The organism is Citrobacter sp. S55_ASV_140, from assembly GCF_018919505.1.
Taxonomy (GTDB): domain Bacteria; phylum Pseudomonadota; class Gammaproteobacteria; order Enterobacterales; family Enterobacteriaceae; genus Citrobacter; species Citrobacter werkmanii.
Genome location: NZ_JAHLQZ010000105.1, coordinates 1 through 13,834, shown reverse-complemented (window position 1 = coordinate 13,834; position 13,834 = coordinate 1). Strand labels below are relative to the sequence as shown.

The window sequence follows — 13,834 nt, the reverse complement described above, 5'->3', positions numbered from 1 at the left end:
TTCACCATGTTGCTTGGGATTGCAAAACCGATCCCGATATTACCGCCGTCCGGCGCGAGGATCGCGGTGTTAATCCCGATCAGCTCACCGTTCAGGTTGACCAGTGCGCCACCGGAGTTGCCCCGGTTGATCGCAGCATCCGTCTGGATAAAGTTCTCGTAGTTTTCCGCATTCAGGCCGCTACGACCCAGCGCAGAAACGATACCGGAGGTCACGGTCTCACCGAGGCCAAACGGGTTGCCAATTGCCACGGTGTAATCACCCACGCGCAGCGCGTCGGAATCCGCCAGCTTAATTGCCGTCAGGTTTTTCGGATCCTGAATCTGGATCAACGCGATATCGGAGCGCGGATCTTTACCCACGATCTTCGCGTCAAACTTACGGCCATCGCTTAGTTGAACCTTAATTACCGTGGCGTTATCCACCACGTGGTTGTTGGTCACAACATACCCTTTCGCAGCATCAATAATTACGCCGGAGCCCAGCGCCATAAATTTTTGCTGCTGGCCGCCGCCGTTGTCAGCGCCCGGTGCGCCGCCCTGGCAGAACGGGGAACTCTGGAACGGAGAACCGTCCTGGCAGAACGGGGAATTATCACCGAAGAACTGCTGGAAATTACGCGGCATGCGCGGCGTATTCACCGTCGTGCTCCCCTCGACGTTAATACTCACCACCGATGGCATCACTTTTTCAAGCATCGGGGCCAGGCTTGGCATCTGTTGGGCGGTCGTTGCTGAAGACGCCGTTTCAGCCGCTGTTGCAGACAAGGGGGACAACGCCAAACCTAAACTCAGAGCCAGTGCACTCATTGCTAATGTGGTTTTTTTCATGTGTTTCGTTCTCGATTAACAGGTAACGCAAAATTGCTGTATACGTCAGAGTCGTTTTATAGCGCTAAGTTCCAGATTTAAGTTTAAGGAAAAAGTAAAATTTTATTGTCGATCTTTACAAATGATTATTTATTGTTCTACTGCCATCAACCGACGATATTCATCCCAGGCATATAAATCTGTCATCCCGCTGATATAATCCTGAATCAAACGGCAGCGATAATAATATTCCAGAACAGGAAACTCAGCGCAACTAGCCGATATTTTACTGACCGCCTCAACATAAGCAAGGCGATGGCGAGTAGACAACTTCTGAAATAACCGGGACTCGATAGGAAAACGTTTTACTCTTTCATTTTCGACCAGTTCCGTAAAATCTGACTGAGTCATTTTTAATAACGGTTGATAGATTTCCAGCAGCCCGCTTATCACCCGATAGCCCTGTAACTCCAGTTGCTCTACGTCTGGGTGGCTAAAGACATGTTTTATCGCCACATTTTTATAGACGCCCAGCAACTGGCTGAAGCTACTGGCATCTTCTAACAGCGCGTGATTAAAACATCCCTCGAAAATCTGCGGCAAGTTATCGATAAATCGCTGGGCAGCGTACGGCACCAGTTTATTCAATGTATTAACGCGTAAATACATAAAGAACTGATCTTCGGTACTCCGGCTTAATGTATTTGAACGTGATTTCTCCCAGGCGTTCTCTACCACCAGACTGAACAGGGAACCTTTTTCGTGGTGTCCCCACGCCGCATACAGATGCTGATAAAGTTGTTCGACGCTAAAGATTCTTTTCTCAACGGCATCTTCCAGATCGGCCACGCAATAAGAGATATCATCAGCAGCTTCCATAATCCAGGTTAATGGAAAGCGACTGTAAGGCGCTAATGATAATTCTTTACGTAATCTCTCAATATACGATTCTTCGGAAAGATAATAGCCCGGTTTCTTCATTAAATAGTTGTGTGTTGCGGGCGCATTGCCGCGCCACCACGCCGGGCGGGTATATTTCAAAATACCGCCAACCTGCGCCCAGGTAAGATTCATACGCATCAGGGTATGTACCAGACGAATCCCTTGCGCATTACCCTCAAAATGGCACAGGTCCTGTCGCACTTTACGGCGAATATCATTCAGCGACTCTTCGCCCTCGCGCAAACGTAATGCCGCCACCAGGCAACGGTCATCGCTGAGTGGCTGACTTTCCGCATCTGCGGGGTACAGTCGCTGGCGGAACCAGTCATTAATCGCCGCTTCACCAAAGTGACCAAACGGCGGATTGCCAATGTCATGCATCAGGCAGGACATTTCAACAATACTCTCAAACGGTCCCGTCAGTTCATCCAGACCATACTGCTCCAGCAACTTTTGCTCTTTGAGTCGGCTGAGGATCTCTTTCGCGATATAGCGACCAACCTGCTGAACTTCCATTGAGTGCGTCAAACGCGTGCGTACCGCCGCATTACGTTCCAACGGAAAGACCTGGGTCTTTTGTTGCAGTCGGCGAATTGCCGGAGAATTGATAATGCGTCCACGATCGCTTTCGAAAATACGCAGGATCTCGTGCTCAGTCTTCACGCCCTGCGGCGAACGGTAACGACGATGCCAGTTTATTTTTTTTCGGAAATCGATCTGTGCCATGTCCTCTCCCGCCTGAGAAATGCGCTACCCCGTAAGCGCATGATAGACTATGCCCTCAAATCTGGCTTATCGCGAGTAAATCTATGAAAATCGGCATCATTGGTGCAATGGAAGAAGAAGTTACGCTACTGCGTGACAAAATCGAAAACCGTCAGACCATCGCTCTCGGCGGTTGTGAAATTTACACCGGCCAACTGAATGGTACTGAGGTTGCGCTACTGAAATCAGGCATCGGTAAAGTCGCTGCGGCACTGGGCGCTACGTTGCTGCTTGAACGCTGCAAGCCGGACGCCATCATTAATACCGGTTCAGCGGGCGGCCTGGCCTCTACGCTGAAAGTCGGCGATATCGTGGTTTCTGATGAAGCGCGCTATCACGATGCCGACGTCACGGCATTTGGCTATGAATTTGGTCAGCTACCGGGTTGCCCGGCGGGTTTCAAAGCCGATCCTGCGCTGATTGCTGCAGCAGAAGCCTGCATTGCTGAACTGAATCTGAATGCCGTCCGTGGGCTTATCGTCAGCGGAGATGCCTTCATTAATGGCTCTGTCGGCCTGGCTAAAATTAAGCATAACTTCCCGCAGGCGATTGCCGTTGAGATGGAAGCAACCGCGATTGCGCATGTTTGCCACAATTTTAACGTGCCGTTCGTCGTGGTTCGCGCCATCTCCGACGTCGCCGATCAGCAGTCCCATCTCAGCTTTGACGAGTTCCTGGTGGTCGCCGCGAAGCAGTCAAGCCTGATGGTTGAAACGCTGGTACAGAAACTGGCGCATGGCTAAATTACTCTCCAGGGCGCTGGTCGCCCTGCTTTTCACTCTTCCGGCGTTCCTTTACGCCGCACCGCGTGTTGTTACGCTTTCTCCTGCCAATACTGAACTCGCCTTTGCCGCAGGCATTACGCCCGTTGGCGTCAGCAGCTACTCCAATTACCCGCCCGAGGCCCAAAAAATTGAAGAGGTCTCAACCTGGCAAGGCATGAATCTGGAACGCATTGTGGCGCTGAAACCGGATTTGGTCGTCGCCTGGCGCGGAGGAAATGCTGAGCGGCAGGTTAATCAGCTAACCGCGCTGGGCATTAAAGTCATTTGGGTGGATGCCGTTACCATTGAGCAGGTCGCCGATGCGCTACGCCAATTGGCGCCATGGAGCCCCAGGCCAGAGCAGGCCAAACAGGCGGCAAAAACATTGCTTGATGAATACGCTTTACTAAAATCTCAGTATGCCAACAAACCGAAAAAACGCGTGTTTCTGCAGTTTGGGGCGAATCCTCTGTTTACCAGTGGAAAAGGCTCCATTCAGCATGAGGTTCTTGAGGTATGCGGCGGAGAAAACATTTTTGCCGGCAGTCGGGTTCCATGGCCGCAGGTTAGCCGTGAACAGGTCCTGGCAAGAGCGCCGCAGGCTATCGTTGCCACCGGTGGTTCGGGCGAAACGCTGAAAATTGAGCAATTTTGGGGAAATCAGCTTAAAATCCCGGTTATTACCCTTAATAGTGATTGGTTCGAACGTGCGAGCCCGCGTATTATCCTCGCCGCAAAACAACTCTGCAATGCGCTTTCACAGGTAAATTAGCGCCTGCCCCCACCAGGTTTGTTGTGAGGATTTAAACATGCTCGTCTATTGGCTGGATATTGTCGGTACCGCGGTATTTGCTATCTCTGGCGTATTGCTTGCCGGAAAACTGCGTATGGATCCCTTCGGCGTTCTGGTCTTAGGCGTGGTAACAGCCGTCGGTGGCGGGACGATCCGCGATATGGCGCTGGATAACGGACCGGTTTTTTGGGTTAAGGATCCTACCGATCTGGTGGTGGCGATGATCACCAGCATGCTGACGATCCTGCTGGTGCGTCAGCCCCGACGGTTGCCGAAGTGGATCCTGCCGGTGCTGGATGCCGTTGGCCTGGCGGTATTCGTGGGCATTGGCGTCAACAAAGCTTTTATTGCCGGAACAGGGCCTCTGGTAGCGATTTGTATGGGCGTGATTACCGGCGTTGGCGGTGGGATCATTCGTGACGTATTAGCCCGTGAAGTGCCGATGATTTTGCGCACCGAAATCTACGCTACAGCCTGTATTATCGGCGGGATCGTACATGCGACCGCGTTTTATACCTTTGATGTTTCACTGGAAAACGCCAGTATGATGGGGATGATTGTCACCCTGCTGATTCGACTGGCCGCCATTCGCTGGCATTTGAAATTGCCGACGTTTGCGCTGGATGATAACGGGCGTTGATATGACGATACAGAACATGTAGGCCGGATAAGGCGTTTACGCCGCCATCCGGCACATTGCCCGGTGGCGCTGCGCTTACCGGGCCTACAACATCAGACCATCAGTATTACAGACAGCAATCAGATGCTGAAAGAAGAACCACACCCGCAGGTGCTTTTAGCATTCGGGTTAGTCACAACGAAGCGGGAACCTTCCAGACCTTCGGTATAGTCAACCGAACCGCCCACCAGATATTGCAGGCTCATCGGATCAACCACCAGACCAACACCTTGTTTCTCAATGGTCATATCACCATCGTTCACCTGATCATCAAAGGTGAAACCATACTGGAAACCGCTGCAACCACCGCCGGTGATATACACGCGTAATTTCAGATTCGGGTTATCTTCATCAGCGATCAGGCTTTTTACTTTATTGGCTGCTGCTTCAGTAAATTGCAGTGGCAGCGCTACGTCATCACTCATATTTTGCTCCAAACGACATTGGCAATTGGGCAAATTATAACCCAATGGTTAAAGCCATTATCTAATACCCTGGTATTTCGTTCAAGTATTCTCGCCAGCGGTAGTCCCCTGACTTTTTGCCGCCTGCTCCGCTTCCTGTTTTGCCAGCGTGCGGGCAAGGATAGTCGAGTATAGCGGCTTTCCGCCCATAAATTGGGCTAATAGTGTTGCGCCAAGACAGGTAATAATCATTGGCAAAATGAGCTGATAGTTATCGGTCATCTCCAGCACCAGCACAATACCGGTGAGCGGCGCCCTTACCGAAGCCGCCAACAAAGCCCCCATTCCGGCAATGGCAAAAGTTCCGGCCTCCAGATGATACTGCGGAAAAGAGGCCGCTGCGGCCATACCGAACGCGGTACCAAGCAGCGTACCCAACGCCAGCATCGGGGCAAAAATCCCGCCAGGCGCGCCGGACGAGAAGCACAGCAGCGTGGTAATCACCCGGGCAATAAAAATAAACAGCAGCAGACCGACGCTAAAATTGCCCGCCGCAGCAATCGGGATCAGGTTAAACCCACCACCCGCTGCTTCAGGTTTAATTAATCCGAGGATCCCGCACAAGCCGCCAATCGCGCCGCCCATGAGCACCCATTTTTTAATCTCACCACCGTGGAAACGCTGGAACATATCCTGGGTACGCAACACCATGGTATTAAACAACGGTCCGACGCAGCCAAAAACAATCCCCAGCACCAGATACAGCCACAGCGTATTCACCGGCGCATTGGAGAGCTTGCCAACTTCAATAATCGGAGCTTCACCATTGAAAACGCGAAACACAATGCTCGACATGATGACGCCGGTAAACACGGCTTTGATCGACACGAGGTTATAGCGAAACTGCGGACGCATCTCTTCAATAATGAACAGGATCCCCGCCAGAGGGGCATTGAACGCCGCCGACAGGCCCGCAGCGGCACCGGTAGCCAGCAGAGTATGCCGCGCTTCGGCGCTGCGCATACGAAAAATATCCAGCACCATACGCCCAATGTTGCCGCCAATCTGCACGGTCGGCCCTTCTCGCCCGAGCACCATCCCAGCGCCCAGCGTACCCATACCGCCGATAAATTTCACCGGCAGAACGCGCCACCAGCGCACAGGTCGCAATTCCTCCAAAGCGCCTTCAATCTCTGGGATCCCCGAACCGCCCGCTTCCGGCGCAAATTTACGCACCAGAAAATAGCCGACCATCGCCAGCAATGCGGAGAGGATAAACGCCAGCGGCCACAGCAAAATGGCATGGTCCGCAACCTGAGCCAGCGCGCCGATGCGCTGATTCTGCACCCAGGTCACCGCTTTTTCAAACGCCACGCCCACCAGTCCCGTCACGGTACCCACTACCGCGGCCATTAAGAGGATCGCCAACGGCGTTTTATCTCGTTCCAGGAGTCGACGGATTTGATCCCTGCGGCGTAAACGCACAATTTGTTGTGCTTCAAAAGAGGGAGTGTCAGTCTTCATCAGATGATCATTAATTGGTAATACAAATACGGAATCGGCATTCTACTCGCACATTTCACGAAAATCCCCTGCAAATCGCATTGTTTCAATTGCGTAAAACTTTCATAACCTTCTCTGAATAACTAGAATAGCGGGCATTTACTTTTTCTACGAACCAGGACCCCATCCATGAGTAAGTCTGAAAATCTCTACAGCGCAGCACGCGAACTTATCCCCGGCGGCGTTAACTCCCCCGTTCGCGCCTTTACTGGCGTGGGTGGTACTCCGCTGTTTATCGAAAAAGCGGACGGCGCGTATCTGTATGATGTCGATGGTAAAGCCTATGTCGACTACGTCGGTTCCTGGGGACCGATGGTGCTGGGCCATAACCATCCGGCAATCCGTAACGCAGTGATTGAAGCGGCAGAGCGCGGTTTAAGCTTCGGCGCGCCAACCGAGATGGAGGTGAAAATGGCGGAGCTGGTCACTGAACTCGTACCGACCATGGACATGGTGCGCATGGTGAACTCCGGTACGGAAGCGACGATGAGCGCCATCCGTCTGGCGCGCGGTTTTACCGGTCGCGATAAGATCATCAAATTTGAAGGCTGCTACCACGGCCATGCTGACTGCCTGCTGGTCAAAGCCGGTTCCGGCGCGTTAACGCTGGGCCAGCCGAACTCCCCTGGCGTTCCAGCTGATTTCGCGAAACACACCCTGACCTGCACCTACAACGATCTCGCTTCGGTACGTGCGGCGTTTGAGCAATATCCGCAGGAGATCGCCTGTATCATCGTTGAGCCGGTCGCCGGCAACATGAACTGCATTCCGCCACTGCCAGAATTCCTGCCAGGCCTGCGTGCATTGTGCGATGAGTTTGGCGCGCTGTTGATCATCGATGAAGTGATGACCGGTTTCCGCGTGGCGCTGGCCGGTGCGCAGGATTATTACGGCGTCGTTCCGGACCTGACCTGCCTGGGTAAAATCATCGGCGGCGGGATGCCCGTTGGCGCATTCGGTGGCCGTCGTGATGTGATGGATGCCCTTGCGCCGACCGGTCCGGTTTACCAGGCGGGTACGCTGTCCGGTAACCCGATTGCAATGGCGGCGGGTTTTGCTTGTCTGAACGAAGTGGCCCAACCGGGTATTCATGAAACGCTGAATGAACTGACAACGCATCTGGCGGAAGGTCTGCTGGAAGCCGCCGAAGAAGCGAACATTCCTCTGGTGGTTAACCATGTGGGCGGGATGTTCGGGATTTTCTTCACCGATGCAGAAACCGTGACCTGCTATCAGGATGTGATGGCATGCGACGTTGAACGCTTTAAGCAGTTCTTCCACATGATGCTGGATGAAGGGATTTACCTGGCACCGTCTGCCTTCGAAGCGGGCTTTATGTCTGTGGCGCACAGCGAAGAAGATATCAATAACACCATCGATGCCGCGCGTCGGGTGTTTGCGAAACTGTAAAAGAGAACGTACAGAAACAAAGTAGGCCGGGTAAGGCGAAGCCGCCACCCGGCTTTTTTATTGCCGGATGGCGACGCAAAGCGTCTTATCCGGCCTACATGAAAAGAATCAGCCTCAGCGGCTCTGCTTTCTCAGCAGATAGATAAAGTACGGCGCGCCGATAAACGTCGACAGTAATCCCGCCGGGATCTGATACGGAAACAGCACCATTCTGCCGCTCCAGTCGGCAAAGACCAACAGCACGCCTCCCGCCAGCGCCGAAATCAGCATATGCGGCATCGCCCGGCGAAAACCCATCATGCGAGCAATATGCGGCGCCATCAGTCCGACAAAGCTCAACGGCCCAATCGTCATGGTTGCTGTCGCCGTTAATCCCGCCGCCAACAGCAGTAATCCCACGCGTGACGGCGTCAACGCCAGACCGACCGCCCGCGCCGTATCGCCGCCAAGAGGTAAAATCGTCAACCAACGACGACACAGCGGCGTCACCGCCAGCAAGAAAGCCATCACTATCCCGGTATGCAATACCTGCTCGCCAGTCGCGTTATAGGTTGAACCGGAGATCCAGGTCAACACGCCCGCCATGCGCGGATCGCCGCTGGCCTGCAGCATCATTAGTAGCATTGTAAACGCCGTGCTGAGCGCCATCCCTGCCAGCAGCATGCGGTGCGGCGAAAAACCGCCGCGCCCGGCGGCAACCATGATGATAAGCAGAGTGACCGCCGCTCCGAGGCTCCCGGCGGGGAGCAGCCAGCCAAAGGCATTGCCGGGCACCAGAAACAGCATTAACACCACGCCAAATGCCGCGCCGGAACTAATACCGAGGACTTCCGGGCTGGCCATTGGATTTCCGGTCAGACGCTGAATAATGCAACCCGCCACCGCCAGCATCACCCCGGCAATCAGCGCCGCCAGAATACGCGGCCAGCGCCAGGGCATCAGTTCATCCAGCATCGATCCGCTGGCCCATGTCCAGCCGTGCGCATCACGTCCGAACGACAGTGCCACGACGACCGTCAGCAGTAAAATGGCGCCGCCCACCAGCGCAAACATCAGGACATTTTGACGCTCAGCGGCGATACGGTTGCTGGCATTCATATCCGGTGCGCTCATGCTCTTAAGGCGCGGCAGCAGCCACAGCAGCAGCGGCGCGCCAACCAGCGCCGTCACCGAACCGGTGGAGACTTCCATCCAGATGCGGGTTAGCCACAGAATGATTTGATCGGAGAGCCAGAGGATCAGCGCGCCGATCAGCGGGGCCAACATCAGACGCGCCAGTAAGCGCCGGGCGCCGAGCATTTTTGCCAGCAGCGGGGCAAACAGGCCGATAAAACCGATAATTCCGACAGCGTTAACCAGCAAGGCGCTGATGACAATCGCCAGCGTCAGTGCCGCCAGACGCGCCAGCGATAGCGCCAGCCCAAGGTTGCGCGCCACGCCGTCATCCAGTCCCATCAGCGTCATTGGGCGTAATAACAGCAGCGTCAACATCACGCCGCCCAGCAGTTGCGGCCACAAACGCTGAACGCCGCTCCAGTCGGTTTGCGTCAGCGAGCCACTGCTCCACAAAAACATGCTTTGCAGCTGATCGTGATGGAAAAGTACCAGTAACTGGTTAATCGCCCCGCAGTACAGGCTGACCACCAGACCGGCAAGGATTAGCGTCACAGGGGAAAGACGTTTGCCCCAGGCAACGCCAAACACCAGCGCGCCAACGATACAGGCCCCTGCCAGCGCCGCAAATTGCGCGGTCAGCGCCCCCGGAATCACCCACAGCGTCGTGACCGTAATACCTAACTGCGCCCCGGTTGCGACCCCCAGCGTGGTTGGCTCCGCCAGCGGGTTACGCAGCACCTGCTGGAACAACACGCCGACCAACCCCAGCCCGGCGCCAACTAATAGCGAAATCGCCAGCCTCGGCAGCAGGCTGTAGTGGAAAACCATCTGCTCAATGGCATCGATATCCGGTGACCAGATGGCCTGTTGCCACTGGCTGCGCGGTAGCGCCACAGAGAAGTTAACCCAGGTGAGCCAGCAGGCAGCGACGAACAGAACCGCCAGAAGAAGCGTTGGGAACAGCGCAATTCGTTTACTCACGCTTTGCCTCCCAGTGCATTATCCAGGATGCGGGCAAAATGCATCGCGGACAGCGTTGCACCATAAAACCAGACGGCAGGCACGCGCTGAAAACGTCCGCTACGGACAAATGGCATCGCCTGCCATAACGGCGTAGACATCAGCGCATCCATTTCTCTGTTGTTGCCGTGATCAAAGCACAGCACATCAACGTCCTTATAGGCTGCAAGCCGGTCAATACTCACGGCTGTGCTGCCCCAGAAGTTGGTTTCTCCCTGCCAGGCGTTGGGGATCCCATATTCGTCCAGCACCTCCTGGAACAGGCTGTTCGGGCCAAACACCAGCATATGCCGCGAATCAAGCAGGGACGTCAGGAGCACGGGGCGCGCGCCTCGTTGGATAAAGCGCGGTTTCAGGCTGGCGATAAAACGATCGTATTCAGTCAGATGACGTTCAGCAGAAGCTGGCAAATTCAGCAATTGCGCCATTTCCTGCAGCGACTGACGCGCAACCGCCAGCGGCTTTTTGCCATCGCTGAAGTTAAATCCCCGACCAGGCGCAATCCGCGCCAGTTTTTCGGGGGCGGGGCCATAACCAGCCGACCATACCAAAAACGAGGGTTTCATTTCGGTCAGTAGTTCGAGATTGGGTTCCGTACGTAGACCGACGTCAATCACCGACTCCGGCAGCGGAGGCTCATTAACCCACAGCTTGTAGTTAGGGATATCGGCAATGCCATACGGCGTAATACCCAACGCCAGCAATAGCTCTACCGGCAGCCATTCCAGCGCCACAATACGTTGCGGATCAATCGCCGCCGCGTTAGCCGTATTCATCCGCCACAGCAGCGGCGACAGCGCCATCGCCGTCAGCAGCCGCCGACGGGTAATATGAGGTAATCCGATCATTAATAGACAAAACTCACGGGTGCGGCACCAGCCGGATGCGGCAAAATGCCCATCGGGATACCGTAAATCTGTTCCAGCGTTTCGCTGCGCATCAGTTCCGCAGGCGTTCCCTGAGCAATCATTTCGCCGCCGCGCAGCGCAACTAAATAATCGCAGTAGCGGGCCGCCATATTGATATCGTGCAGTACGGCAACCACCGTCAAGCCGCGCTCCTGACTTAAGCGATGCACCAGCGCCAGTACGTCGACCTGATGAGCGATATCCAGCGCAGAGGTCGGTTCGTCAAGCAGCAGGCAGCGGCTGTCCTGCGCCACCAGCATGGCGATCCACGCACGCTGACGCTCGCCGCCGGACAGGCTATCGACCAGACGATGCGCCAGGGGTTTTAAGCCCACCAACGAAATGGCTTCTTCTACTTTCTCTCTGTCGGCCACGCCAAAACGTCCCAGCGCGCCGTGCCACGGATAGCGGCCAATTGCCACCAGCTCGCGTACGGTCATCCCTTCTGCCTGCGGCAACTGCTGCGGCAAATAGGCGACCTTGCGGGCAAACGCTTTACTGCTCCAGTTCTCTAGCGGCTGTTCGTCGAGCAGGATCTCGCCTTCTGACGGCGGCTGATGACGTCCCAGCATTTTCAATAACGTCGATTTTCCGGAACCGTTGTGGCCGATAAGACCGGTCACTTTTCCTACGGGAAACGTTAACGAGAGAGGATGCAAAAGCGTGCGCCCAGGCACACGAAAGGAGACATTACGCAACGCAAAAGTGGTATCGGGATGGGATCTGTTTTCCTGCATAGCAGCCAACTTGTAAAACGGGCACGCAAAGCGTGCCCAAAGAGAAATTAGAAACGGAAGGTTGCGGTTGCAACGACCTGACGTTCTGCGCCCCAGAAGCAGCCATAGGTGTTGAAGCAACTGGCGACATATTCACGATCAAGCAGGTTGTTCACATGCAGCGCCACGTTGGAGCCCGCCATGCCGACGCGCGCCAGATCGTATCGCACTAACGCATCCACCACCGTGTAGCTTCCCACTTTGAAGGAGTTTGCCGGATCGCCGTAGCTTGAACCGGTTAAACGAGCGCCGGTTCCCAGCGTCAGGCCAGAGAGCGCGCCGTCATAGATGGTGTAATCACCCCACAAGGATGCCATATGCTTTGGCACCTGAGCAGGCGTATTGCCTTTGTAGTTGGTGTCAGTGGTGTATTCCGCATCGGTGTAGGTATAAGAACCGACAACGTTAACGCTGGCAGACAGCGCCGCTTTCGCTTCAATTTCCACACCACGTGAACGAATTTCACCGCCTTCAACCGAGAAAAGCGATCCATTCGGGTCGGCCATCAAATTATTGGTTTTGGTGAGCTGGTATACCGCACCGGTCAACACGATCGGACGATCGCTCGGCACGTATTTCACGCCAGCTTCGTACTGCTTACCTTTGGATGGCGCAAAGATATTGCCGCTAGCCCCGGTCTGGGAAGCCGGTTCAAAGGATTCGCTATAGCTGAAATACGGAGTTACACCATTGTCAAACAGATAGTTAACACCGCCACGCCAAGTGAACTGTCTGTCATCACGGGAGTCCTGCACGCCAGAAACGCGGTTCAGAGAATCCTGTTTAGCCCAGTCGTAACGACCACCCAGAGTAACCAGCACCTTATCCCACTGCATCTGATCCTGAGCGTACAGACCAGTTTGTTCCTGTTTATTCAGAACACGATACGGAGCACCTGGTCCTGGATGCGCGCCAAAATCAAAGTCGCTGCGGTCAAGGTTATAGATATCTGACGGCGCTACAGAACCAGCCCAACCAAACCAGGAGTTGATGTCGTTACGCATACGCATATAGTCAACGCCGGTCAGCAATGTGTGATCCAGGGAACCGGTAGCAAACTTGCTCTGCACCTGCGTATCAACAGCAAAGTTCTGCAATTTCTCATTATCGTCAACGTACTGACGAGTCAATGTATGATCCCAATCTGACTGAGGAACGCTGGCACAAGGGCTGTTAGCCGGATCTTTTGTATAGAGCGGATCTGAGCACATGCCGTAGCCATACACGCTGTTCTGCGAAACTTTGTTTTGCGCATAACGCAGATTCTGACGCACGGTAAAGGTGTCGTTAAATTCGTGGTCGAAGCTGTAGCCCACCATCTTCTCATTACGAGAGTAGGTATTGTTGTTTGCGCCTTCGTTGAAATCAGTGGGCAGACGTGAACCGTTTGGCAGCTTAGATACGGTACCCTCTTTCGGCAACCAACCGTAATAACCGGTTTCAGGCTCGTTCTGGAAGTAGGAAAGGAAGGTAAAGTTTGTCTTATCATCCGGACGCCATGAGAACGATGGCGCGATAGCGTAGCGTTGCTCTTCTGCGCCCTGCTGCTGCGCATTAGCGGAACGCGCCAGGCCGGTCAGGCGGTATGAGTACACGCCATCGTCATCCAGCGCGTCGCTGAAATCAAACCCGGTCTGGAACAGGCTGTCAGTGCCCATTTTGAACTGAACTTCTTTCAGCGGTTCTGTCGTGGGGCGCTTACTGACCATGTTCAACAACCCGCCTGGGTTGCTCTTTCCGTAAAGAACGGAAACCGGACCGCGCATCACTTCAGCGCGCTCCAGCATATAAGGATCGATTACCGCATCGTTGTAGAAGTTACCCTGCATCTTCAGGCCATTCAGATAGTTGTTCTGACTTTGGCCGTCTGCCGCGAATCCGCGAA

The 13,834-nt window shown here is 54.5% G+C and carries 12 protein-coding genes and 1 pseudogene; 4 read left to right on the top strand and 9 right to left on the bottom strand.

Annotated features, from left to right (window positions below):
- On the bottom strand, positions 1-830 hold an 830-nt coding region (locus KQJ18_RS15375; protein WP_216422237.1), incomplete at its 3' end, for a trypsin-like peptidase domain-containing protein.
- Positions 831-959: 129 nt separating this feature from the next.
- Positions 960-2,477 (bottom strand): dGTPase, encoded by a 1,518-nt coding sequence (gene dgt, locus KQJ18_RS15370; protein ID WP_069324023.1) that lies wholly within the window; start codon positions 2,475-2,477, stop codon positions 960-962.
- 83 nt (positions 2,478-2,560) lie between these two features.
- Between dgt and mtnN the strand changes: the two genes are divergently transcribed.
- The 3 genes from mtnN to KQJ18_RS15355 are packed head-to-tail and all read left to right on the top strand — an operon-like array spanning position 2,561 to position 4,713.
- Positions 2,561-3,259 carry a 5'-methylthioadenosine/S-adenosylhomocysteine nucleosidase gene (gene mtnN, locus KQJ18_RS15365; protein WP_038637386.1) on the top strand — a complete coding sequence of 233 codons (699 nt, stop codon included), beginning with the start codon at positions 2,561-2,563 and terminating at the stop codon, positions 3,257-3,259.
- On the top strand, positions 3,252-4,052 hold the full coding sequence (gene btuF, locus KQJ18_RS15360) for a vitamin B12 ABC transporter substrate-binding protein BtuF (protein ID WP_137351394.1): 801 nt from the start codon (positions 3,252-3,254) through the stop codon (positions 4,050-4,052). Before mtnN ends, btuF begins: the two co-directional genes overlap by 8 nt.
- Positions 4,053-4,089: 37 nt before the next feature.
- On the top strand, positions 4,090-4,713 hold the full coding sequence (locus tag KQJ18_RS15355; RefSeq protein ID WP_038637378.1) for a TRIC cation channel family protein: 624 nt from the start codon (positions 4,090-4,092) through the stop codon (positions 4,711-4,713).
- Between the two features lie 119 nt (positions 4,714-4,832).
- On the opposite strand, the gene erpA is transcribed toward KQJ18_RS15355, so the two are convergent.
- From erpA to clcA, 3 genes and pseudogenes are all read right to left on the bottom strand, one after another.
- On the bottom strand, positions 4,833-5,177 hold the full coding sequence (gene erpA / locus KQJ18_RS15350) for an iron-sulfur cluster insertion protein ErpA (protein WP_006686771.1): 345 nt from the start codon (positions 5,175-5,177) through the stop codon (positions 4,833-4,835).
- Positions 5,170-5,235 (bottom strand): annotated as a pseudogene (gene yadW, locus KQJ18_RS15345) (small protein YadW). Before yadW ends, erpA begins: the two are co-directional and overlap by 8 nt.
- A gap of 23 nt (positions 5,236-5,258) precedes the next feature.
- Complete coding sequence (clcA, locus tag KQJ18_RS15340; RefSeq protein ID WP_038637374.1) at positions 5,259-6,680, bottom strand: H(+)/Cl(-) exchange transporter ClcA; 1,422 nt, start codon at positions 6,678-6,680, stop codon at positions 5,259-5,261.
- Positions 6,681-6,848: 168 nt separating this feature from the next.
- On the opposite strand from clcA, the gene hemL reads away from it, so the two are divergent.
- Positions 6,849-8,129 (top strand): glutamate-1-semialdehyde 2,1-aminomutase, encoded by a 1,281-nt coding sequence (gene hemL / locus KQJ18_RS15335; RefSeq protein WP_069324027.1) that lies wholly within the window; start codon positions 6,849-6,851, stop codon positions 8,127-8,129.
- Between the two features lie 114 nt (positions 8,130-8,243).
- Here hemL and fhuB read toward each other — a convergent pair whose 3' ends face one another.
- From fhuB to fhuA, 4 genes are all read right to left on the bottom strand, one after another.
- Complete coding sequence (gene fhuB, locus KQJ18_RS15330) at positions 8,244-10,226, bottom strand: Fe(3+)-hydroxamate ABC transporter permease FhuB (RefSeq protein WP_216422236.1); 1,983 nt, start codon at positions 10,224-10,226, stop codon at positions 8,244-8,246.
- A complete protein-coding gene (gene fhuD / locus KQJ18_RS15325) occupies positions 10,223-11,113 on the bottom strand; it encodes a Fe(3+)-hydroxamate ABC transporter substrate-binding protein FhuD (protein WP_087857682.1) in 891 nt (296 codons plus the stop codon). The genes fhuB and fhuD overlap by 4 nt, the downstream gene beginning before the upstream one ends.
- Positions 11,113-11,910: a Fe3+-hydroxamate ABC transporter ATP-binding protein FhuC gene (fhuC, locus tag KQJ18_RS15320; RefSeq protein ID WP_038637358.1), complete on the bottom strand. Its 798-nt coding sequence runs from the start codon at positions 11,908-11,910 to the stop codon at positions 11,113-11,115. The genes fhuD and fhuC overlap by 1 nt, the downstream gene beginning before the upstream one ends.
- Positions 11,911-11,957: 47 nt before the next feature.
- A partial coding sequence (gene fhuA / locus KQJ18_RS15315; RefSeq protein ID WP_216422235.1) for a ferrichrome porin FhuA occupies positions 11,958-13,834 on the bottom strand: 1,877 nt, incomplete at its 5' end.